The organism is Parageobacillus thermantarcticus, from assembly GCF_900111865.1.
In the GTDB taxonomy this organism is placed as follows: domain Bacteria; phylum Bacillota; class Bacilli; order Bacillales; family Anoxybacillaceae; genus Parageobacillus; species Parageobacillus thermantarcticus.
This window is the reverse complement of the sequence record NZ_FOJS01000042.1, coordinates 1-24,037: the sequence shown is the minus strand read 5'-3', so window position 1 is coordinate 24,037 and position 24,037 is coordinate 1. Positions and strand designations below refer to the sequence as shown.

Sequence of the window (24,037 nt, the reverse complement as noted above, 5' to 3'; positions counted from 1 at the left end):
CGATCTCCTGAGCCCATCGTTCCACGTGAACGAGGGCTTGCCGGCCGTCAAACATATTGTAGATGATGGCCTGAACGGCATCGCTGACTCGAGTCTGGCACTGTGGATCAACGGGAACGAGATGGTCAATCAATTGGGGCAGGCCCAGTTTCTTGAATAGGGCACTTATTATATTCAAATAATAATTGCGATAGACCTTTTTGACTTGAACGTTCATGAGAGAAAAACTCCTTCACTTTCCTTGTATGTCAAGGATTCATTCGACGATGGACACAAAAAATCCTCCCGATTTTCGTTGGGAGGGTGCGAAATGTGAGTCAAAAACTGGATCTCCCGGATAAACAGTGCCTTTTTTCGTCGTAAACCCCATCGTAAACCCCGCGTCTTTCACGATTCGAATCACCCGTTCGTTATACGCGCCGAACGGATAAGCGATCGCCGTCGCGTTTACTTTGGCGATGCTCGCTTTTAAATCTTCCATGATTTCATTGTACGGTTTAAACAATAAATAAGGCCCGCGTTTTTTATCGGACAAATGAAAATGGCTTGTGTGGCTTTCAAACGTAAACACATCCCGCATTGCCGCCACTTCCTGTTTGCTTAAAAATTGCAAGCCTCTAGGGTCAAACGGCTGCGGAGCTGGACGCATCCGCCCTGTGATCATAAAGATCGTCGCCTTAAAATTCAACCGTTTTAATAACGGATACGCGTACACATAATTCGATTTCAGCCCATCGTCAAATGTTATCAACACCGACTTTGGCGGAAGCAGCTGCTCCTTCTTGACATACGCCAACAGTTGCCGCGGGGTAATCGTCGTATAATTTTGCTTCTTTAAGTAATTCATTTCACTCGTAAACTGGCTTAACGGGACGGTTGTCGTAGCACGGAAAAAGCGCTCATCCTTATCTTGTAAAATATGATGATATAACAAAACAGGAACTCCCGGATCTTTCTTCGTTACACGCTTATAGATATATCCGTCTCTTCCCCCAAGTTCAACGACATAAAAAAGCTTCGTCTCCTGCTTTACTGGATAGCGAACACCGGCGTTAATTTTTCCAATCGACTGTTGATTTCCATTTTGGAAAATATATACTTGTAAATCTTTCGTTCCGATTACGCTTCTTTTCAAACGATTTGCCAGTTTCGTAAACTTTGAGGGTCTCCCAAGCTTTACGTCTTGCTTTTTCACCATCCCTTTGACAAAGCCGTATTGAATGAAATAATGAGTTTTATTTTCTCCAATCACTTGAAAAACTCGCCCACTATATATTTTTCCTACTTCCTTGAGTTCATCCGCCATATACGCATATACGGGCGCCGATGGGCCAACGGTTTGAATAAATATGCTTTGATTCACTTTTGCATGTTTTTCATAAGGCAATAAAAATAGAAACGCAAAAAGCAGCATGCTGCCCAATACTCTGCGTCTCAATCGATTCCCCCCTTAAATTCTTTTTATTCCACATCGTTTATTCTACCATGGTTTGGCAATATTTCCTACTAAACAAAAAAATTATTTTTCAATGATGCATGGAAACATTCACCTCCTTCGCGCAAATAAAAAGGAAATCCGTGTGAGTAAAATAGAGAAATTCTTGGAATTCACCCAATGAGGAGGATAAAAACATAAATTCATAGCCTTCTCGTCAGAGCCACCTCGGGTAATGACAGACTCCATGCCTTTGTATTACAATATGTTTATGCCTATATTGATACATATGGGGGACTTGTTTATGATGTATAAAAGCAATCCGCTAAAGGAAATTTTTCATCCGAAAGCCGCGTTTGCCCAGCTGAAAGAGGCGGAACGGGTGAAAAATGTGGCGATCGTCGTTCTGATTTTATTATTTTCCAGCATTGTTCTTTCATTGCTGCGGGCTTATTTCGGCATCGGCACGGAAGAGCTGACAAAGCATCTCGACCGATACACAAGCGAACAATTCGCTTTCTCGCAGCTTTTATTCGCGTTTGGCCATGCTTTGGGCGGCCTATTCGTTCCGCTATTATTTTTGTTCATCTCTTCTATCATCTATTATTTGCTTTTTGACGTTGATTTTATAAAACTATTAACGATTCAACTGCCAGTTTTGCTCATCTTCTTACTCGAAGATATTGTTCTTTTTCCGTTACAACTATTTTTCGGCGTAAAGGACCTCTTTTCCCCATTTTCCCTTAGCGTGTGGGGGCCTTACATAACGAAACACGCCTTTATATGGTCGCTATTGCGAACCGTTTCCGTCTTTTCGATTTGGGCGATATCGCTGCAAATCATCGCTCTTCGCTCTTTGACGGAAAAACCGGTTCAACGCGTTGCGATGATCGTCATCGCCGTCTATGTCTTTTTCGCTTTACTAATAACGGCGTGCACCGAATTTCCGTTCAGCGGATCTTAATGAAAGGCAGGAATAGCGATGAAACGATGGAAGCGATATATATTCCTCGTCATAATAGTACTATGTATATGCGCGAACTTTTATATGTTGTTCAATGAACATAGCAAAATTCCAAAATCGGTTTATGTGAATGAACGGACAAAACCGGAGAAAACAACGATCAAAGAAACCGTTCGCGCTGACGGCTTGACCGCGCCGGCGGAGCGACAATTCGTTTACTACGATCCGCAGCTCGGCGCCATCGATGAAATTCTTGTCGCAAAAGGACAAGAAGTGCAAGTCGGCACACCGTTGATACGCTACGCAGATGAGGACGTCGATCGGGAAATTCAGCAAATTGCCCTGAAAAAAGAACAATTAAACGCGCAAATCGAACAACTTGCCAAAGATATCGATTATTACACAACTATGTCTTCTTCCGCCAACGAAGACATCATAAAAATGCAATGGGAAGAAAAAGCGAGAGAAGCGGAGCGGGAAAAAACGCTGCTCGAATGGCAAATGAAAGAATATGAAGAACAACAAAATGAGTTAACAGAGAAAAAAGAAGAACAGGTCGTTGAAAGCAAAACAGCAGGCGTTGTCGAAGAAATCAGCTATGACAAGTCCAAACCGTTGATCACCATCGCTTCTTCTTCCGCCATCGTTCGCGGAAAAGCGAAAGAAGGGACAATCGAAAAACTCGCCGTCGGGCAGGCGGCGGTTGTCCGCGTTCCGAACGAAAAAGAATCTTTTGCCGGCACGATCGCCGACATCGGCAAATTTCCGATTAATGAAGCGAGCTTTCAAGCAAAAAGCGAATATCCGTTTACCGTGCAGCTGAACGAACAGCCGAAACAACTTCCTTTCGGATATCACGTAAACATCACGATAGTGACAAAAGAAAAGAGCGGGGCGATCACCGTTCCCGCTAACGCGGTGTGGCGGGAAAAAACGAAATCGTTCGTCTACGTCATTCATAACGGAAAACTCGAAAAACGGAACGTGACGCTAGGAATCGCGCGCGGCAAAAAACAAGAAATCGAGAGAGGTCTTCGCGAGAATGAATACATCGTGTCCCACCCGGAGAAATGGATGAAGCGCGGAATGGACGTCATCGTTCCGCTTGAAATGGAAAAGCCAAAAAAAGAAACGGTCAAGCAATTATCGAAATGGGACATCGTCAAACACTTTCTCGATGGGTTTTTCCGTTCGTTCCATGGTTAAACATCTTCCCATAAAAAATCGGCCTTTTCCGCGCATGCGGAAAAAAGGCCGATTTTTCGTTTATGCTGCCAAAGCATAAGAGAGATGCGCGCTTTTATGGCATTGTTAGCTAACAATCCCGCACCGACTTCGCCAATATAAAAGATTCCGACAACTCCATTTGCGCTCGTCCATATCCGAGGCACGTCAAGCGAATTTGCGGCGCAACGAGGCAGCGATTTATTTTATTTATATGAAAATTTCTTCCCCTAAAATTTCTGGAAGTTGAAGAATTTCGAACACGTTCATGACGTCTTGCTGGACGTTCGATATCGTAACCTTAATCCCTTTTTCTTTCAAGCTTTGGACCATATTCATTAACAAGCCCATTCCCGTTGAATCCACGAACCGGACCCCTTCAAAGTTAATATTGACCGTTTGATACTTTTCCATGTTCGGAATCAGTTCTTCTTCGATGACTTCTGTTCCATCTATATCTAAATCTCCGGCTAATTTTACGTCTAAATATTCACCGTTTTCATGTAAAGAATATTGAATCATATCAACCTCTCCTTCTATTACTCGAAAACAATCCGTTCATCTTTGTCGATACACGCGACCACATAATATCTAGTTTCTTTTAATGCATGTTTGACGTTTCCGATTTTAAGGATGGTGCCTTCCATCGCCTTATTAATTCTAATTTTTTGGTCATGCGGAACAGCGATTACCGTGGGTGTTCCCCGTTCCGACCCCGTCTCGTTAATTTCCACGCCTAATCGTCCATACACTTCTCCGCCGCGTATGACACCATTGATTTTTAGCATCCCACCCGCGTGAATTTTCGTATTAATGCATCCCTGGCCAGTGACAAACACATCGCCGCTGCAATAAATGCGGCTATTGAGGGCACTCGGAAGCGAAACATAGGAATCCGGTTTGACAGGAGACACGCTAATTTCATGAAGTTCTTTCATTTTTCGCGATAATTGGATAATCCAATCAAGGGAGATCACTTCATTCGTTAAAGATAAGAAAACTTTTGTCAAAGAAACCGCTATTTCCCTCCATATGTCATCCTCTAAATAATTCTCTCCCTTTCTTACAATCTCCACGTATTTTTTGACGAGCGGCGGAAGGCTCTGAAACTTTTTCTCAAGCAATATTCGAATTAATGGCTGCAGGCCGCCTCTGGAAAAGTCACTCGATTTAAAAGCAGGAGATTGCGTTAACTGTCGGATGACACCGATCATTTTTTCGATGTTTTGCTGCATGATGCCAAGCAAATGTCCCAATTCCGCCACTAACATATTATTTTTTCCCGCTGAAATTTCCGAACTGACGACATTGCTATGAACAACAATCGCCCCGGAGGCAACAAGCGAAGCCATATTGACCGTTTTATGAACAATGATGTCCCCTTCCGCTTCGACAACCATGTTTTTCTCCACGTCGCCGTATATTTCGACATCTCCCGCAAAGCGGATATTGCCAGACGATAAATCGACATTCCCAGTATGAGTAAATTTTGGCGCAATGGAAACTTTCACAAGTTTTCCCCGTTGTTCCACTTGCGGGCGGCCGGATTCCGTCGCAACGATCTTGTCGCCAACCGTGATGATTCCTCTCCCCGCTTGAAGCACTACTGGATACGTTTGTTTAGCTGGAAGAGGTTCGTTTGTCACCGTTACTCCCGGCAGGCCAGGCACGGGCGGATGAACGGTCGCGATCACTTGTCCTCTCTCAACAGATGGAATTTTTCGGATTTCCCGATAATCGACTTTTCCATCTTCATTGACCGTCGGACCGCTCTGAGACCGTAAATCGATGTTTAGTTCGATCCAGCCATTTTTGCCATCTTTGGCGCTTACGCCAGTCGCAATCTCGTAAGTGCCCGGTTCTTTCGCCTCAAGGGCTTTCACGATTTGTTCTTGACGAATAAATTGATGTGCCACTTGCAGCGATTCTAACTTTTGCATTACGTCAGCATAACTTAGCGTGTTATAAACTTCCTTATATTCTTCAACAACCAGCTCAATGTGCTGGCTTGGTTCGATATCCGGCAGTTTGCGGGTGATTTTATAACCGGGTTCCACATATAAAAACACTTTTAATTTTTTCTCGTCCATCCAAACTTTCCATTTTGTATCCTTTTTTTCGTTTTCTACTTTTATTTCATACACATCATTTTCTGTCACAATCGTCGTTTTTTCTTTCACCAGTTCATGATTGCGGTATAATTTTACTCCTTCGCCAATCGTTACTGTCGGAAAATGAGTCGGGGACGTTTTGCAAAACAACGCTCCATTCTTAACCCACGCTTTGCCGACAAGAGCGTCCGGTTCCTTTGTGCCAATCTGATGTTCGCCTTCGTGTTCCCGCTCCGGCAAAAAGCCAGATAGTACAGCAACTTCTTCCATATTTATTTCCGAAACCGCTTGCTCGATTACATCATTTTTGTCAGGAGCTTGCTGCGCCTCAGCCGCCTCCAGCTTCGTCAGTTTCACAATCGCTGGTTTCGCGCCGATGCCTAAAAAACCTTTCGTTTCAGTCTGAATAATTTCAATACTGACCTTTTCTTTTTCCGTTCCCAATAACTTTAAGCCAAGTTCAATCGCTTCGTTAATATCTTTCCCTTTTGCAACAATACTTTGCATGGGCACCCCTCCCTTTCACTGATCATAGGGAAATTTAAGCGGTTAATATCCATTTTTTTGTCTGCTTACCTTTAAAAGGACCATCGTTATATCATCTTTTTGCGGAACGCCTTGCGTAAATTGGTGGATGGAGTCCATCACGCTTCTTTCAATTTCGCCGACACTTTTTTCATGGTTTTCCAATAATGTTTGTACCAGCCGTTCCAATTTATATTGCTCTCCATCTTTATTTTGTGCTTCCACAATCCCGTCCGTATAAAAAAATATAATATCTTGCTCATCTAATTGTATCGACATCTCTTTATACACTTGGTCAGGAAGCCCGCCCAGCATAATTCCACTGACTTTTGGCAGTTCTTTTATCGTTTTGTCCCGGCCATTAATATAAAGAGGAAGGTGATGTCCCGCACTGGCGTATGTAAAAATGCCCGTTTTCGGGTCGTAATCCGCACAAATCAGTGTCACAAATGATTTCAATGTCCGCAAATCTTCGTACAATGCCTGGTTCATAGATGTTAAGGTTTCTGCCGGACTGTCCGTGATTTCCGCCACTCTCCGGAAAGCGTCGCGAGTTAAAATCATAAGCATCGCCGCTGGGATTCCTTTTCCCATAACATCCCCGACGACAATTCGTATCTTTCCGTTCACTAAAGGATAAAAATCGTAATAATCTCCCCCAATTAATCTTGCGGGAAGGGAGGAACCGATGACCTCTCCTCCCTCAAACTCTGGGGTCTTTCCGTTTAACAGCTGCATTTGTATGTTCCGGGCCAGGTTAATTTCCCGTTGCAAAGTCTTATCCATGTTATCCATGATCTGCTGGTTGTCTATGACCCTCTCTCGCTGGGTAAAAGTCGGGCGGTACTTATACATTAGTTAACCTCTCCTTGCATAGCTTCTAAAATTTGGTACAAACCAACCGTTTCAAAAACATTATCGGTTAATTCGTCCATGCCTTGAAGTTTCAATTTGAAATATGTTTTTCTTGCGATAAATAAATTGCGTTCAGAATCGTGCCAATCCCCGTGGAATCAATCAATTCCAGGTCAGACAAATCAAAAATTAGAGTTTCGATATGATCAATCTCTTTTAAATAAGAAGCTATGACATGCACCGTTGAAATATCTAAAACTCCTTTAACTTTAAGAATCAACGTTTTCCCTTTTACTTTTTTGTTCACTGTCAGCGACATAGGCATCTCCTCTCATGAAAGTTTAAATTTGTCCATACAATCAAGCGACGGGTTGGATATTTCCGATCATTCTTTTGCCTGTCCGTGCGATGCCCACGGCAAATCCGGCAATCTCTGTGGCCGCCGTTGTCTGCTCCTTCGCCATTTTCCCGTTCCTTCTGCTTTTTCGCTGATGTTTCCGCTATTTCATCTCGCTTATATAGCCCGGCGATCATTTCAGCGAAACATGGAACAAATATTCAAAAGCCAGCTCCCAGCAGCAAAATCCCGTTAAACGTTATCCGGCATTCCCCAACTGATCCCGATTCTTTTTATGGATATCAAAACTAAGAATTAAGACAGAGCCTTTTGGCGACGTAAACAATAACACGCGTTTCGCTATTGTCATCATCAGCGTAAAGCCTTGTCCCAAAGATTTTTTTGTTGAATATCCGGCTAAAAGCGTTTTTTTCGGCAAATCTTTTAAAGCAAATCCCGGTCCCTTATCCTCGATGACAAACCGTATTTCATTGTTCTTTTCGTCCTTGAGAATCGTCATCGTTCCTTCTTCTGCATGTTTTATCGCATTTGTAATAGCTTCCGATAACACTAACAGCCATCTCATGATCGTGGGTTGGCTCAATCCTTCTGATTCAAGCTTTTCTTTCGCCAGATTGCGGAAAATTGGTATATCGGAACGATCTTTCACCCTTCCTTCGCATAGCACGATTCCTTCTTTATATTTGCTTACTTCTTCTTCGGTAAGAAGCAAGAACTTCCCCTGTGTCGCAGCAAACATCACATCCCGGTAAACTTCCCATTGCCCTCCGCAACAGCAAGCGTCAATCTCTCGTTCCTCCGCCGCATCGGATGAGGAAAACAGCTCGTCCTTGAACATATCATAGGCCTTTAACATGGCGTTTTGTATATCAGGCCGAACGTCTAAACGTTTAATTTGGTACGGTATATCTTGTTTTTGTTCACTCCACTTTAACATTAGTTCACTCAAATAAAGAATACATTCGCCTTTATTTTCACTATCCGGATTTGTAAAAGATGGTTTCGATAGTGAAAGATAGAATAAAAAATCCCCTTCATCTTTATTGCAGCCGAGATACTGGCTTAACTTCTTCCCGAGAAAACCTCTTTTCGTCATAAAGCTAAGTTCCGAATAAGATAAGTCGGTCGGGAGAGATGGGGCCAAAAAACCAGATTTTTTATCAACATCTTTAAATTTATCGATTAGCCTCCTCAATGGAAGAACCCCCCGCAAGATTCCTGGAGGGGGCATGATGGGAATCTTATCGACAAACGCCCCCGGTGGTTGAGTCATTAAGGAAAGCAAATATTTCCCAATCCCTTTGCCGGAACCTGTTATGGCTACCGCCAGCCGACAATGTTTTTCCATACTTCTGCTCCTTTTCCGGACCGTAGTCTCATATAGCTCTGGCAAAACTTCAGCAGTTTTGGGTTAATCTTTTTTTGAAAATAAGGATTTGCCATCTGTAATCTCTCCAAAAAATCCATCTTATCGAAATGAAAGAAAAATAATATCAGTAAAAAAGCTTAAAAATTTGTATAATATACCATCTTTTTTAATATAAGTAAATTATTAATAGTTTACTGGGTCTTTTTTCATGTTGTTTTTTAATTATTTCCCCCTTATAAAATATGTCTTTCTACTTATTATATCGGCAAATTATAGGATTTTTTTATTATAAGCAGACAATTTTTTAAATAAAAAGACATAGGTCAATGTATCTAGATGTGCCCTGAACAATAATATATAAAATTTTTGTATAAATTATGCATAAAAAATAAAAGTGCCTTTTTATGCAGCAAACAACACCGGAAACGGTGAGACATGTCTTTATCCCGATGGAACAGCATTTAACTGAGGAGGCAAGCGCCAAGAATCCTACCGTTTTTTATGCATGTGGACGCAATCATATACAAAATCGGAAAGGGCTGCGCACCATTTTTTTAACGGAAATTGAAATGCTGCGTGCGCGGAGACAAAGCATTCGGGCCTCCAAAAATGATGGCGTATACACTGTTTCCCAAGAAAAATCGAAAAGCCTTTCCCCGATGAAATTTCGGGAAAAGGCCCTCCATTGTCTGTTCAGCAAGCAAGTGATGGGCGCACTGTGCGTTCTCCTTTCCTATGGATCCAGTCCATCTTCTGGCAAACTTTGGCCGGCAGCAGCACACCAGTTTAATTTATATAGCCAACAAATACTAAGAAACGGTTCAAGATAGCGGCGATATGAGAACGATTCGCAAGTTCACGCGGAGCAAATCGCTCTGTTCCACTTCCTTCCATGATGCCGGCCCGCAGCAATAACTCTACATCATCCCGAGCCCAAACGCCGATCGCATGAAAGTCTTTATAGTTTTTGATCGATTTTCCTGCATCCAGCTTCTGTTTATCATATCCAACATATCGCATCGCACGGGATATCATCGCGGCAGCCTGTTCGCGGGTAACCGATTCATAAGGTGCAAAACGCCCATCCTCTTTTCCGTTAATGATCCCCGCTTCGACCGCAGCCATTAATTCTTTCGCAAACCATTCGTCTCCCTTCACATCGGTGAATCGTCCGTCATATTTTTTCGATGCCGCCAGACCAAGACTGCGAGTGAGCAAAACAGCTAAATGAATTCGCTTCGTATCTTCTAAAGGTCCATACGTACCGTCTTTGCGACCGTGAATAATCCATTTAGATGCCAGTTTTTCCACATCTTCTTTGTTCCAAAGCCCTTTAATATCGGAGAACGTTTGATAATGCTCTATGACGGCATATTTGCTGTTTGTCATACTTCTAAAAACAGCTTCATTTCCATTAAAGTAACTAGGCAAAGCGGTAAAGGTGCCATCTTCATTCAATCTTATGACGGTCGCTCGATTTACATTTACTTTGTTTTCCAACTTAATCGAACGTTTAATTGGTTGCGTAAATCGATTTAGTTCGACCTCTTTGTTGCCAGCTGAAGCAAGCACAGCAAAATCAATAATATTCGATACAGCAGTTAATCGGTGTTTTTGCAACACGCCTTCTCTATCAGAAATGGTATTGATCCGAATCGCAATCTGCATCCGATCGGCAGATGTGTTCAGCTGTTTAGCCAAATTGGAAAGATTCAACTCTTTTATAGGCAAGCTGTATGTGCCATTTCCTGTCTCGACCTGAATGGCAGATTGCTGATTTTTCTTATTTAAAAGTTCAATAATATCGGATGAGAATTTCACTTCTGTAAATTCTTTGCTTTTTTCTGGACGTAATATAATGGTTAATGTATCAAATGCGGTTTCCTTAGAGATGTAATCTTCTATTGCTGTCTTTGCAATCGTTGCGGTAATTTTTTTCCTTCCATCTTGCATGATTTCTTCAGTTATGGACATTGAATTCTCTGGCAAAATCACCTCTCCATCCATTGGCGGTCTTTGCTCGTCTGGATTCTTATCATCGGATGGAGGCGGATTCTCTCCATTATGGTTTCCGTTTCCCGGATAGGTCGTCCCTTTCGCTGTTGTAAAAGTCCAAATAGAAGAACGAGTCTTTCCTTTAAAATCATCCTCAACCATTACATACCATCCGTACTCTTTTTCTTCTACTAGATTTTTCCATTCCGTCTCAGCCGCTTCATTGTCTTTTACTTTCGCTACTTCGCCAATTTTTTGATTTGTAAACACATTGACTTCAAATCTATCCGTTGCGACTACTTTTTCTTGAGGTGTCAAGTTCATATCGATGACAAATTCATCTTTTCCAGGATATTCCGTACTGTCATAAAAATTGTATTTATTCAAATACGGAGAATATGTTTTTACATAAATTTTGTTTTCGACAGGATTCACGTGAAGTAGCCGCATAAATCCTTGCCCACCTTCCGGCCCTCCTTGATAGTCAGCGAGTATTTGATACACTTTGCGGTCTGGTTTGCCATCTTTGTCATCGTCGATTTCGTCGATCAATGTCTCGCTATCATGATAATGCCCGCAAAGCACCGCAATGACATTTTTGTTTGGAACAACCACTTTTTCATAAATTTTATCGCCAATCGGGCTACGATTTCCTGATACAAGCAAATATTCATGGAAGTTTAAAATCGCCATTCGGTCAGGATATTTCGCAAGCACTTCATTGATCCAAGCAATATCTTCATCATTCACTCCCCAACCCATATAAATCATGATGAAATCATTTCCATTTACGCTGACAAGATCGTAATGACCGCGGTTATTTTTATAAGATTCTCCATAATAATCTTTTCCTTTAAAACGATCTTCCCCAAAATATTTGCTGTAGTGGCTATAATCCCCTGTTTTATGGCCGACATCGTGGTTGCCGGCCAGCACGCCGTATGGAACGTTATGCTTATCAAGTATGCTCATCGCATCATTCGCGTTGTTCCATTGCATCTCGTCTTCTGCTTCATCGACTAAATCGCCCGTATGGAAAACATATTGAATGTTTAATTCCTGTTGTTTTTCCGCAATCCATTCTGTCATTCGCTTAAAAATATGCGGATAGCTTTCCGAATAATATTGCGTATCAGACATCCAAACAAACGTGTAATCAAATTGAGTGGTCGACGCAATTTCGTCCTGCACCATCACTTGAACCGTTTGGTTTTTCACATAATCCGTACCTTTCACAGTTCCTTGCAGCGTAAAATTTTCATCGTTTTCAGCTACTTTCCAATACAATGCTTCCCATTTATTAGCAGCGTAATTCCAAACATACATCGTTACTTTTCGGCCTAAAAGAGACTTTCCTTCCCATGTAAATTGAATTTCATCATTTGCACCGATTTCTTTATCTAATTTCACTTGGAAACGCTGATACGGAAATTGGTTGGTTGATTTCGTGACAACATATTGGGAATCTGCTTTTTCTAATTTTTTGAGTTCCTCTCCTGCGACAACCGTTTCCCCTTTTGGAACCATCTCTTTCGGCGGTTCGCGATCAACATGATTTTGATAAATCGATAACTCTTTTTCTCCCGGTTGGTATTGGTACCCCTTGAAGAAAGAAACGCGCAAATCATCTTTCGTAGGATCAGAAACTTTTACCTTTAATTTTGGCGATGTTGATACATTTTTTTCTTGATGTTTCGGCGAAAGGACTTCAGGGCTGAAAGGATGCTCCTCTACAGTCGAAAATGTGACCGTTTTGGATGCAGCGTTTCCGACATGGTCGACCGCTTTCAACATTAACGTATGCTGCCCTTTCGATAATTCCGCGGATGATGTCGCAAATGGCAAAGCAATCGGCTTTCCGTCTAAAGTTGCTTCCACTTTGCTTACTCCCGCAATTTCATCCTGCGTCTCAGCATTAATCGTAAATTCTCCTTTATACTCTTTTCCTTCTTCCACCGAAGGAGTAATGATTGGAGCGCTATTGTCCACTTTCACATTGGCTGTTACCGTGTTTTGCCCGTCAGTAGCTTGGATGACATGCATTCCTTCCGCTTCTTTCGTTGTATCCCACACATACGCTTTGGCATTGTACTTTTCATCTGGAACCGTAAACGTGAAATCCACTGTTTTCTGTGATGACGCCCCATCCCCTACCGAAATTTCTTTTTGCGGATCTGCATAGTCGGGATCGTAAAGAACCGTTCCGTCTTTCAATACTAATCTGGCATTTTTAATATAAAAATCATCGCGGTTTTCTTCTGATTCTTGATCAAATGGAGATACTTTCGTGCCTGAACGAACAGAAATCGTCATTCCTTTCCCTTTCTCAAAGTACTTTGGATCAATCGGGACTGTTAACGTCACATATTGATTAACCGTATCATCAAAGATGAGTAATATGTCATCTCCAATTGTGATTCCGTTTTTAAAATAAAGATTTGTTTTCTTTATCTCGACCGCAAAATAGGCTTGATCTTCAAGGGCCGGCTTCGTTTCGGCGGTGACATCTTGCGAATCAATTCGGATCATTGTGTTTGATATATCATTGGAACTAGCTTTAATGATGGCGGTTTTATTCAAAATCGTTTCATTTGTTACGTTTAGTCTGACTCCCGGTGGCTTCTCTTCATGAATAATAGATATTTGTTGTTTTCTCGTTGTAACGTCATTCGTTCCATCGGAAACGACTAAATAATATTCAATAAATGACTTTCCGATGAGTTCCGGTGAATAAATCGTATAATGATATAAATCATCATTAAAGTTTTGAAGCAAGTCTACCGATTTATATTCTGCCGCTTGATTGTCTTTATAAAAAAGGCGAACGGTTTTGACTTGTTGATTATCTTTTGCGTCAAACAATAGCTGGACATTCTCATATTCCGATACTTGCTTTTGCGTTGTTAAATCTTCCAATGCAGGATTTTCATGATCTTCTGGAATGTTAACAGGTTGATCAGGCACTTGCACCGGCGCCACTTGTCCCGGCGTTGCACGTTCTTTGGCGCTGCTATATTTTTTCATGTGGAGAGAGCCGTCTCTTGGAAACGTGTAGAAAATTCCTTTATCCGCTGCCGTGTCCTTTACATTTAGTTCGTCATTATAATACGCAGCGACAACATCATGGCCTGTATTTGTCGCAATCACAATACCGTTATGGTTCGTATTGGACATGCCATTGGAGTAAATTTTCACAATGCTTTCGTTTTCCACCAATTGAGTTCCATAATGTGAATTAAAATCTGCCACCGTCTTATCTTTATTCCCCTTATTGATAATCCAAAATACCATCGTTTTTCCTGCAGGCAAAATGATATCTTCTTTTTCCGGCCCCCATATTAAATCCGCCTCAGGGCCATCCATCGGGTATCGATAGTGAATCTTATAATCTTTTAAGTTAATATCTTTGGAAGAATTGTTGTAAATCTCGATAAATTCGTAGCCATCCAATCCGTTGACATTCGTGGAATCCGGAACAAGCTCTGTAATTAATAATGGCGGCAATTTTTGAGAATCAAACGATCCGCTGTCGATGGTAATTTTTTGTTCTTTCGTTTCCGCTTTTTGTGTTCCGTCAAATGCTTCAATTTTATAAAATATTTCATTGGTGAGAATTCTTTCTTTTGGAATGACTGCAGAATACGTATTGGTTTCCGCGTTGCTTAGTTCCATCGGAATCGACATATATTCACCATTTTCTTGAAAACGGTAGGATAAGACGACACTAACTACTTTTTCGTTATCTGTCACCTTCGCTTCCATCTTAATATCTTCTTGCCATTTTCCTTTCGTTACCGGCGTATGCACAATAACCGGCGGCTGCGTATCATGACTGATTTGAACAGGTTCACGAGGCACCTGTCCTTCAATCATTTTCCCCGGATTTGCAGGATTGCTTAAACCGATATTTACAAGTTGCTTTTGACCATTTGCTACCTTATACTGAATACCCTTGTTTTCTGCCACATCTTCTTTTCCGTAACGCACAGATGAAATTTCGTTATGGAATTTATCCGCAATGATGATGGTTCTTTCTGCTTCGTTGGCCATGCCAGCTGAGTGAATCGTGGTCATTTGGTCTTTACTGACTTCAGATTTATAATTGTTGTTGAAATCGGCAATGGTTTTATCTTCATTGGATCCATTTTTAATCCATGCGACAAATGAAGTTTGTGCCGGAATCGTTTTATCGTCGTCAAATTTCCAAACGACATCTGCTTTACGATCAGATGCGGGATAGCGGTAAATAATTTGATAGTCTTGCAGGGAGATAGGCTGATTGCTGTTATTGTAAATCTCGATAAACTCGTACCCATCACTTTTTCCTGTGTTTGTTGAGTCAGGGACGATCTCCGTAATAAGTAATCTTGGATTGTTTTGTGGATCATCGTTTCTTTCTGCTTGTACTGTTACTTGTACAGGTTCTTCCTTGTTAGCTGGGTAGTAGGTTGTTTGTTCTCCGTCTTTTGCTTCAATATAATAAGACAGCTTCGTTCCCACATACTCAGCAGCGGAAATGGTGCCTGAATATTCATCATTATTTTCTTTTGTCAAAGGTTTTGCCTTCCACTCCAAATCAGGCGAAGTTTGATAAAAAAGCGTAACAGTCGTATTTTCGCTGCCATTTTCCACTTTCGCACGGATCGCTAAATCTTGCTGATTGCTGATGTTTGTAATAGGAGCATGTATAAGTTGTAAGTTCGTCGTATTGCTTATTGTACTTATTGCAGATTGCGTTTGCTGGGATGGCGTTTCTTTTGGCTCCTTTGGCGGAATTTCTGGAGATTGTACTGCCATAGCGGATAGAGAAGAAGGGGAGAAAACGCTAAAAAAAGCGAAACAAACGATCATCATCCTCATAAAAATGAAGCGAAAAAGGCGCATTTCTATTTACCTCCCATTAAACAGACTATATTTTTACAATTATTTTTCTTTTTCGACAATTAATTATAGAGCCGCAAATTTAAAGAGAGATTGATGGTATGTTAAATTTAGGTAAAAATCGAATTTAATCGTTTCCTATGCTCGTCCGCCCATTGCCATTTTATAAAAAATTACTCCATTCACAACCTTAGCGATCGCGCCCAATCTTGATTCTTTTACCTATTTTTCATCTTTACATTTCAGATGAGACGATGGATGAAAGTATATCCTCATACAAAAAATGACCCGCATCTTTTGAAAAGATGCAGGCCGTTACTTTTTTCTAGTTATTTCACAACAAATTTCATTTTTACGGCTTTTTTCAGACTGAGTCCTTTCATGTCTTTAATTTCTTTGCCGATATAAAGCGTATAAGTTTGCCCAGATTTATATGGCTGAAGCGGTATAACTTTTACTGTTCTTTCCGCATCCTCGTATTGAATGGTAGTTTCCACCACATTTCCGTCTGCGTCGAGCACGACAAAATCTATCTCGGAAAGTGTTTGCTCGTCTAAGCTTTTATTGAATTTGACCGCCCATTCTTTCGTTGCCGGAACGCCCGTTACCGTCTCTTTTTCTTCAGCTTCCTCATCTTTTTCGATTTGTTCCTTTATTTTCTTCCCTATATTATCCATAGAGCTCAATAGTTGTTGAATCTCCGTTCTTAATGCTTCGATACGATCGTATCTTTCTTGAAGCAAAGCTTGATCGCTAATTTTCGACGAAAGGGCATCCAAACGGTTTTTGACAGCATTCAACCGATTTTCTAACGCGTGCAGTTTCCCGATGTAGCTAGGATTTTCTTGCACATCTTCTTCTATTTCCTCTACTTCTTGCTCGATTTCTTCATCTGTCGGGCCTTCCTCTACTCCTTCCGATGTTTCTGTGGAATCATCCGCCAATTCTGTTTTTGTGCCACTTTCTTCTGATGTAGTTTCGCCACCTGTTTCATTCGCTTCGTTTTGAAACGCCGTATTTGCTACCGCTTCATTTGTTGCAGGTGCCTCTGCCGTTTCACCAGCGGCAGGCGTTTCCCCTTGTTCTCCGGACGGACTTGTCCCGTTATCCACCGTGTCGTCTCCCGTCGGTGCTGTTAGCGACGGTTCTTCCTCCGTCGTCGGCTCCGTTACCGGTTCCTCCGAATCCTCTTCTTTCAAATCAGCCAGCTTATTCTTGTAGAATCGTAGTTTTTCTTCGATTTTATCGAGCTGCTTGTCAATGGATTTCAACTGTTGGGTATAGCCTTTTTGCTCTTTTTGTTTTTCCTTTTCCTTTTCTTTTTCCCCATTCTTATTCTCGTCTTGCTTTTTCTCTTCGTGGTTTTTCGAAGGCTCATTGTGGCCTTTTGGCTCCGCAAACGCAGGTGCCGATAAAATCGAACCTGCCGCGAAAATAGCCGCCACCATCATTGATAACTTTTTATACATGCCTTCTCCTCCTTCTCGTATATCTAGCAGCCCCATGAAGCTCTTCTTAGCCTTTATCTCTTTGTAATACAAGTGTACGTTAATTGCTTACCTGTATCATATTATCTTGCAAAAAAACAGAAGCGAAAATCGGATGATAGTCCTAATTTTCTGATGGTTCCAGCGAGAACATAAAGGGATTTTTGTATACTTCTTTTTTCACGGTCACAGTCTTCTTCCTTATAAAATATCTCAAAAACAAGATAAAAGGTTATTGCCTTATAAGATTTTCACACCCCTGAAATTCGTTTAAAGCCGGGATCCACACAAACCAATATAAAGTAAAATCTCTTTAATACCTTTACAGATTGTTGGAGAAAGCAGGAGATTCTGATTCGGATCGCATCGTTTGTTCTTCCGCTCAGAAACAGTACACCGCTTATTGACGCAGCGTTAGTAGACATTGATGTTTTTTCGTTTTTCCGTTGTTTCTCTAACCTTTGTGTGGCCGCAACTATTTCAGCAACATTACTCATATTAACTACGATATATCACAAAGATCAAAACAAAATCGTAAAAAATCTAGTTTCCTATATAATAAATTCGTGATAAAATTAGGAAAATTGTTATAATAGGAGGAATTTCGGTGAAACTGGGGAAAAAAATCTTGATAGGAACATTGATGACAACACTAATGGCTGGGGGAGTCGCTTCCGCGGGAAAAGTAATTGGTCAGTATAAAACACCGAGAGGCAATATTGCGACTGTGGAACAAGAAAAAGTACATAAAAATCGCATCGGCATTAGAGTCAATGGAAAAGCGGTGAAAAAAGATACATGGTACCATGAAAGCGGAGTCACGCTTATTCCTTTGCGGGAAGTATCCGAACTGCTGGGCGCAAAAGTCAGCTACAACACAAAGACGATGAACGCCGATATTACATTGCCAAAAGGAACAACGGCGCAAGATGTAAATAATTTAAAGGCATACAGCCAGTTATATAAAATGCATGATGATGTTGAGTGGCTATCGTCCGAACTTTATCGCATCATGGATCGATTTTTCCTCGCGCTATTCGATTTTACCGATAAAGGAAGCACCGATTTGCTTGAATCATTATTAGAAGATATGAATTCATATATTGACTACTACAATGAGGTTTTGCTTCCTGGCTATTCGCAGCTAGTGGAAAAGGAAAAATCTAGCACGGTCATTAGCGCGGCTGATAAAGAGCAATTGTCAAACGAACTAAGCCTTTCCTCTTCCATTTTGCAAAACTATGCACAAGGCATAGAAAAAGCGATGAATTATATTGCTTACGGCAATGAAAGCGATTTAGAAGCCGCCACCGGCTTTTTAACGAAAGCTTACGAAGATAATGTTAACTTAAATAACGCCATTATCGACGCAAAGGATAACGTATACAGCCGAACCCAAAACTATTCAGGCGGAACTTCCAAAGTTTCCGTTTCAACTGACATACCATCACCGAAAAAATTGAACGGCCATCCGCAGTTCAAAATACCAGCACTTGACGGAAAGAACCCGCAAAACCGAGGAAAAGAGCTGATCAATGCGCTGAAAAATGAACGTTGAACTGCATGCCGTTTTTGCATCATGGTGAATGAGATGCCCGAAACGAAAAAAGCACCTTTTCCGCAAATATAGGGAAGGTGCTTTCTTTACGAAAACTTCATTATAAAGAGTGTTTCCGGGTGATGATGACACACATCCTAAATCATCGATCTACATTATCTGTTAAATGCCAACTCTGTAAAACTCCGAACTCCACTCTCCATTTTTTGCTTTTTCTTCTTTGCGATCTTTATTTCACACTCATCATACACTTTACCGAGTTTAATAAACGCTTCATTTTTATAAAAAAACATCCTTTTTCCTCCCAGTTGATTAATAAAGGCAAGGATCAAAAGCGCAATAACTTTCATATGCTGATTCGGCAGGCTCAATATCCTCTCGTCTCATCGCTCCGTTATACTGCTTGTCGAAATAATGAAGCAGTATGGCTTTTGAATTTTGAACCAGTATTACAGTTGCAAACTTATTCCGCTTGTCCTCCCGAATGGTCGCTTGAACATCTTTCTCTTTAGTTATGATGTCGTTTATTTCTTAATGAAGAAACCTCATTTACCCGTGTTAAAGCCGATGATAAAATGAATCCGACTCTAAAATCCATTTTAAAGATTTCATGATTGACAACAGAATTAAAAGAAAATCTCTATTTTCCCCTCTTCTATCCATTTGGCGAAATTTGCATTTTTAATTTCTGTATGGAATGACTGTCCATCTAACGAATAAATGACCTTCCTTGACTCGTTTCGACCGCTGCTCTGCACGAAAGCATAGATTTCTTCTGAGCTTAATTCCGTATTCTTAATGGATAATTGTAGAATACAGTCATAAGACAGCAGGATGTATTGCTCTTTCAACATCAAAAAATCATCGACACCTAACATTCGAAATAAACTTTCGTTATTGACAAAAGTACTATACATCGTATATACACCTTTGCCGTCATCACTACATATATAGGCAGGACCGTAGTACTGGTGAACAAGCAATAATGCGAAAAAACAAATAAAGCGCTCTCCTGCATTATTTCCGTTATGTAAAATGATTTGCCTGAATTTCGGAAGATCCGAAAAAGAGGATAATTCACATCGTTCCAAATTGTTAATAATATCTCTATTTACTCTGAAAGCTTCCAAAGCTAGTTGTTTCATCGCATCAAATATGTATTGCTTTTTTGTCATCCCTTTTGCTAATAACTGGTAAATAGTTTCCATCGATATAATGTATAGTTGTTTCTTCGCCGATAATTGCTGGAAAAGTTCAAAGTAATAATCGTTATACCGTTCCTTTGTGGGAATATTCCTAAAAGACTCTTCTAACACTACATCAGGAATAAGAAAAACCGGAGACTGATGAAACGCTTGAAGCAAAAGCGGCAAATTGGATATTTGTTTTCTTAATTTTGTTAAAATCATATTATCGAACATATAAAATGCCTGATGTTCGTTTAGTGACTGGTACAATTGCTCCGTATTATCTGAAATAAACGGACGAACCGATTCTAAAACAGGAGAATCGAGGACCTTCATCCTTTAGTCCCCCTTTGATCATGCACTGACGCCAACACTTGTTCATATAGCTTATCATAAGATTTTTTAATCGATTGAAGATCCTCCTCATACATCAATCCTTTCGCTTTTTCATATAATTCATCAAATCCGCTGATGTTTATTGTATAACTAGGCTCGAAAAATGATTTGTCTATATCATAAGGAATACGATTTCTATAATCATAGTCCAATGCGCTTTTCGCTTCATTAATCGTGATCAATTCGTTTTGAGCAAGTTTCACAACTAACGCTTTATACGGGATCTGGAAGATACTGATTAATCGCATAATTTTTTCTGGAAGAGATTGTTTCGTATGAGCAGTTTCTAAAAATTGAAAGCTTCTTTCTAATACAAAGTCATTAATCAAAAATTCAGAAGCGAAGAGATTAGGAAGCCGCTCCTTTTCATCATAAATATGATCAATCATGATAAAATTTTGGTCAGGGTTTTTCAATTTCTCTCTGTCAAAAAAGAAATGATAAAACTCGTGCGCCCACATGAAATTTTCATATATTCTCGGCTGTGCGGTATTAATATGGACATAATAATCACCGTTATAGTAATACACAAGCCCACCATAGTCAGCATTTTGAATCGGAAACTGCAATACATTTGCATGCTCGTAAAGATAGGTTTTTATAAAATCAAGCGGCTTTACATGTGCAAGAGGATCTCCGAGGGAGTAAATACGGTCCATTGCCTTTCTCATTTTCGGCAAATATGTTTTGTTATGCTCTAGAATCATTTCAAGATTATCTTTTGTAATCAATGGACTACCCCCTTGGATTTTCCAAATTTGTGACTGATTTTAAAACATCGATCAGTTCAACAAATTCACTAAAAAGATGCATGCCTTTTTTTAATTCTTCGTCCACTGTACCGTGAAACGAAAGTGCCACATGATTCATAAATGAATCAGATCGGCTGCGTTCAAACGTTTTTTCTTTGAATTCCATATCTGACTTGTAAAAAAAGAACGGATCTTTAATGCGGAATAACTTATTGATCTTTGCAACATACTCCTCCACATTTCCTTCGCCTTTTAAGAAATTATAATAAGCTGTCTTCTTAATACCAGTGCGTTCCATCACCCATGAATGTTTAATACCTTTACTTTCTATATATTTTTTGACATTCTGACCTACAATTTTGTTTGTATTTACCATCAGTTTCACCTCCGTATCTACAATAAATTATAAATAAAAATGTGTTGATTTCCCATATATTTTCCTCAAAAAACGGAATATATGATTATTTTATGCAAAAAAATTAGGAAAAAGTTCTTGATCAAACTTAATTTTTTCCTTAAAAAGAGGAATGTATTGCTATATGTTGCGCCCTTCCCTTATAACTTTTTAGCTAATAAGTAAAATTTCTGCCATTATTTTCACACATAATTTATTTTATATGGCTTCGCCGACGCCGTGCCCACAAACGTTCACTCCTTAGAGGAAGGAGATAGACTAAGAAAAACGCAAACTCCTGCTTTGTTGCTTGCTTTTCTCCGACGGAATAAAAAATCAATGAAGTGCCACAACAGCTGGAAGCTTTATGTCCGGACCATTCAAGAAACTCTCTTATCCGAAAATAAACACACCATCATTTCCATTTCATTCATTTTTTACATGCCAGAAACACTCTTTTTCAATGCTCTCCCAGTAATAATCAGCAAGAAGTATGCTTCCGCAATGGCAAAGGGATTTTTTCGTTTTCATCGAATTTATTACATAATACGATAATTCGGGAAAGGAGCATTCATAAATGGACCATTTAAATTACTTTTTCCCCTATGAACGCAAAGATGCACATCATGAAGACCAGTTAACTAGAGCATTTTTAGTTATTTTGAAGATGGTGCCATTTATCCAGCATATGTTTATTGAGATGATAAGGGAGAAAATGTTTGAAAAAAATGTAAATCCTGAAAATATTGTCCCTTCATTGGTAAATACAGAGCACAGAATCGAGAGAATTGAAACGCAAGTGAAGAAAATAAGCCAAGATAGCGGGAAATTAATATCTATTCTTATATCAGATGATGAATTTATTACAGATCACAAAGTACATAACTCGGAAAGAGATGCCGTTTATGACGGGGTCATTTACTATAAACCTGATTTTATTTTCATCATTGAAAACAAGCCGAATAAGAAGCAATAAAGTTAGACAGTGCCGGGCAGTTAACTGATGCAATAAAGGAAAAAATCCAAGAAGCGGCAAGAACGTGGGAGGATTCCCCGACCTGCTAGAACGAATAAAGAGGGAGTTTCCATCACTTACATGGACTCCCTCTTTCTATTTTCAGACACAAAAGAATAACCGCTCTGCTGCCATTCTAAAGGCTTTATTTTTATCTTTTGGTTCGAGAAACTACTTCCATTCAAATTGCTTTCCGACATTTTCCAGGTGGTGACAGGCACCTTTCTCATGATGTTCAGAGATAACCAATGCCGGCTATCTCTTTTTTTATAAGGCTCTGTTAATGAAAGTCAAGTCCAAATTATTGTGTAAATTCCTCTTAGCAACTTCACAAAAATTTTCAATTTTCAATAAACTTTACATCACAAAAGAATAACCCTTTCTAAAGAGAAAGGATCATGTCAAGTCAGATATGTTTCTATTTTCGCTAGGCATTCATCAATGATTTTATCTATTTCTTCAATTTGTGCATCTTCTGGATTATACTTCTTTAAAATTTTTAGATTACGAGCTTTCCAATCCAATGATTTAATTTGATCAGTTAAAACTACCCCTGTTATTGGATAGCCATCGCCATCAAGGGATATTCCTTCTTTTGGTAAATCCACTTCGAAGGGATAACCCTTCTTTTGATTGGTAATCGGACAAACAGCTATAAATCCTGTTGCTTGATTGAATTCTTTAGGCGATAAAACAATAGCATTCCTTCTCCCAGCCTGCTCATGACCAGCTTGTGGATTGAAGTTTAAAACAACGAAATCGCCTCTCTCTGGTACGTCTGCTGGCATTAAATCAATTCACGCCCTTCTATCCCAAAATCAATTTCCTCGTGTCGATTTTCAGGTGTAATCTGTGATATTAGTTCTTCCAATGTGTATTTCTTCCGTGTTCTTTTTGGCTTTAATGTGATGATACCTTCATTTCCAATCACGTTTAATTCCATTTCGGAACCTTGTTTGATCCCTATTTTATCAGCAACATCTTTTGGGATACGAATGCCCAAACTGTTTCCCCATTTTTGAGCAACAACTGTAGACATGTAGTCCCCTCCTTTACTTTGGTTTATTTTGCTTTCTAAATGTTCCTTTGAGTTCATTATATCACCCCCAACCCAAAATGTATATACATAGTATATACATTATTCCAAAAAATGATACCCCTGATTTTTCAACAAACAAATATTCTCGTCGCAAAGGCGATCATTTGAATCGATTAAGTGACATACTCCCACCACCTACGCTTCGCTTAGAGGTGGGGGCTTCTCGGGTAATCCCATCTCATGATGGGAAGTTGACCGAGCGATCCCCGTGTGCCCCACGGTTCGAGGACAAATTAGACGATCGCCAATCGTTTCATGCCCTCATGTTTGATATTGATGGCCGCATTGACGTCCCTGTCGCTCTCGAATCCACATTCACAGCGGAATGTCCGTTCAGAAAGCGATAGAGACTCCTTGACTCGACCGCAGCACGAACACGTTTTGGACGAGGGGAACCATTTGTCGATTTTGATCAGCTTCTTCCCCTGTTCG

At 40.2% G+C, this 24,037-nt stretch carries 20 protein-coding genes; 4 read left to right on the top strand and 16 right to left on the bottom strand.

The window, feature by feature from the left end; genetic code table 11:
• Positions 1-217 (bottom strand): DUF4277 domain-containing protein (locus BM278_RS14825; protein WP_143093443.1); only part of this gene is annotated, 217 nt, incomplete at its 3' end.
• Between the two features lie 39 nt (positions 218-256).
• Positions 257-1,438, bottom strand: a complete 1,182-nt coding sequence (locus tag BM278_RS14820; protein WP_090951208.1) for a polysaccharide deacetylase family protein — start codon at positions 1,436-1,438, stop codon at positions 257-259.
• Between the two features lie 301 nt (positions 1,439-1,739).
• Between BM278_RS14820 and BM278_RS14815 the strand changes: the two genes are divergently transcribed.
• Together BM278_RS14815 and BM278_RS14810 are read left to right on the top strand one after the other, a co-directional pair.
• A complete protein-coding gene (locus tag BM278_RS14815; protein ID WP_090951205.1) occupies positions 1,740-2,399 on the top strand; it encodes a hypothetical protein in 660 nt (219 codons plus the stop codon).
• An 18-nt stretch (positions 2,400-2,417) separates the two neighbouring features.
• On the top strand, positions 2,418-3,605 hold the full coding sequence (locus BM278_RS14810; protein ID WP_090951201.1) for an efflux RND transporter periplasmic adaptor subunit: 1,188 nt from the start codon (positions 2,418-2,420) through the stop codon (positions 3,603-3,605).
• Between the two features lie 228 nt (positions 3,606-3,833).
• Here the strand turns inward: BM278_RS14810 and BM278_RS14800 are convergent, their stop codons facing one another.
• The 7 genes from BM278_RS14800 to BM278_RS14770 form a co-directional block, all read right to left on the bottom strand.
• Positions 3,834-4,145 carry an STAS domain-containing protein gene (locus BM278_RS14800; protein WP_341871192.1) on the bottom strand — a complete coding sequence of 104 codons (312 nt, stop codon included), beginning with the start codon at positions 4,143-4,145 and terminating at the stop codon, positions 3,834-3,836.
• Between the two features lie 17 nt (positions 4,146-4,162).
• Positions 4,163-6,241, bottom strand: a complete 2,079-nt coding sequence (locus BM278_RS14795; RefSeq protein WP_090951195.1) for a FapA family protein — start codon at positions 6,239-6,241, stop codon at positions 4,163-4,165.
• 42 nt (positions 6,242-6,283) lie between these two features.
• The gene (locus BM278_RS14790) at positions 6,284-7,114 is read right to left on the bottom strand and encodes a PP2C family protein-serine/threonine phosphatase (protein WP_003247900.1); all 831 of its coding nucleotides are present in this window, start codon (positions 7,112-7,114) and stop codon (positions 6,284-6,286) included.
• A 91-nt stretch (positions 7,115-7,205) separates the two neighbouring features.
• Positions 7,206-7,433: an STAS domain-containing protein gene (locus BM278_RS14785; protein WP_244151190.1), complete on the bottom strand. Its 228-nt coding sequence runs from the start codon at positions 7,431-7,433 to the stop codon at positions 7,206-7,208.
• A gap of 277 nt (positions 7,434-7,710) precedes the next feature.
• Complete coding sequence (locus BM278_RS14780) at positions 7,711-8,820, bottom strand: ATP-binding protein (RefSeq protein ID WP_090951191.1); 1,110 nt, start codon at positions 8,818-8,820, stop codon at positions 7,711-7,713.
• Positions 8,821-9,627: 807 nt separating this feature from the next.
• Positions 9,628-15,720, bottom strand: a complete 6,093-nt coding sequence (locus BM278_RS14775; RefSeq protein ID WP_090951188.1) for a lamin tail domain-containing protein — start codon at positions 15,718-15,720, stop codon at positions 9,628-9,630.
• Between the two features lie 326 nt (positions 15,721-16,046).
• Positions 16,047-17,186 (bottom strand): Ig-like domain-containing domain, encoded by a 1,140-nt coding sequence (locus tag BM278_RS14770; RefSeq protein WP_167359651.1) that lies wholly within the window; start codon positions 17,184-17,186, stop codon positions 16,047-16,049.
• Positions 17,187-17,811: 625 nt separating this feature from the next.
• On the opposite strand from BM278_RS14770, the gene BM278_RS14765 reads away from it, so the two are divergent.
• Entirely contained in the window at positions 17,812-18,762 is a 951-nt protein-coding gene (locus BM278_RS14765; protein WP_090951182.1) for a stalk domain-containing protein, read from the top strand.
• 155 nt (positions 18,763-18,917) lie between these two features.
• Here the strand turns inward: BM278_RS14765 and BM278_RS18855 are convergent, their stop codons facing one another.
• The 4 genes from BM278_RS18855 to BM278_RS14750 all read right to left on the bottom strand — a co-directional run bounded on the left by BM278_RS18855 (position 18,918) and on the right by BM278_RS14750 (position 21,473).
• On the bottom strand, positions 18,918-19,133 hold the full coding sequence (locus tag BM278_RS18855) for a hypothetical protein (protein ID WP_167359650.1): 216 nt from the start codon (positions 19,131-19,133) through the stop codon (positions 18,918-18,920).
• Between the two features lie 255 nt (positions 19,134-19,388).
• Positions 19,389-20,285, bottom strand: a complete 897-nt coding sequence (locus BM278_RS14760; RefSeq protein WP_090951180.1) for a hypothetical protein — start codon at positions 20,283-20,285, stop codon at positions 19,389-19,391.
• The gene (locus BM278_RS14755; RefSeq protein WP_090951177.1) at positions 20,282-21,076 is read right to left on the bottom strand and encodes an ImmA/IrrE family metallo-endopeptidase; all 795 of its coding nucleotides are present in this window, start codon (positions 21,074-21,076) and stop codon (positions 20,282-20,284) included. The genes BM278_RS14760 and BM278_RS14755 overlap by 4 nt, the downstream gene beginning before the upstream one ends.
• Before the next feature lie 4 nt (positions 21,077-21,080).
• Positions 21,081-21,473: a hypothetical protein gene (locus tag BM278_RS14750; protein ID WP_090951174.1), complete on the bottom strand. Its 393-nt coding sequence runs from the start codon at positions 21,471-21,473 to the stop codon at positions 21,081-21,083.
• A 595-nt stretch (positions 21,474-22,068) separates the two neighbouring features.
• Between BM278_RS14750 and BM278_RS14745 the strand changes: the two genes are divergently transcribed.
• A complete protein-coding gene (locus tag BM278_RS14745) occupies positions 22,069-22,467 on the top strand; it encodes a hypothetical protein (protein ID WP_090951170.1) in 399 nt (132 codons plus the stop codon).
• Between the two features lie 440 nt (positions 22,468-22,907).
• On the opposite strand, the gene BM278_RS14740 is transcribed toward BM278_RS14745, so the two are convergent.
• From BM278_RS14740 to BM278_RS14730, 3 genes are all read right to left on the bottom strand, one after another.
• A complete protein-coding gene (locus tag BM278_RS14740; protein WP_033020639.1) occupies positions 22,908-23,294 on the bottom strand; it encodes a type II toxin-antitoxin system PemK/MazF family toxin in 387 nt (128 codons plus the stop codon).
• Positions 23,294-23,602, bottom strand: coding sequence for an AbrB/MazE/SpoVT family DNA-binding domain-containing protein (locus BM278_RS14735; RefSeq protein ID WP_062679016.1), 309 nt, complete (start codon positions 23,600-23,602; stop codon positions 23,294-23,296). Before BM278_RS14735 ends, BM278_RS14740 begins: the two co-directional genes overlap by 1 nt.
• A gap of 236 nt (positions 23,603-23,838) precedes the next feature.
• The coding region (locus BM278_RS14730) for a zinc ribbon domain-containing protein (protein ID WP_143093459.1) at positions 23,839-24,037 on the bottom strand (199 nt) is incomplete at its 5' end.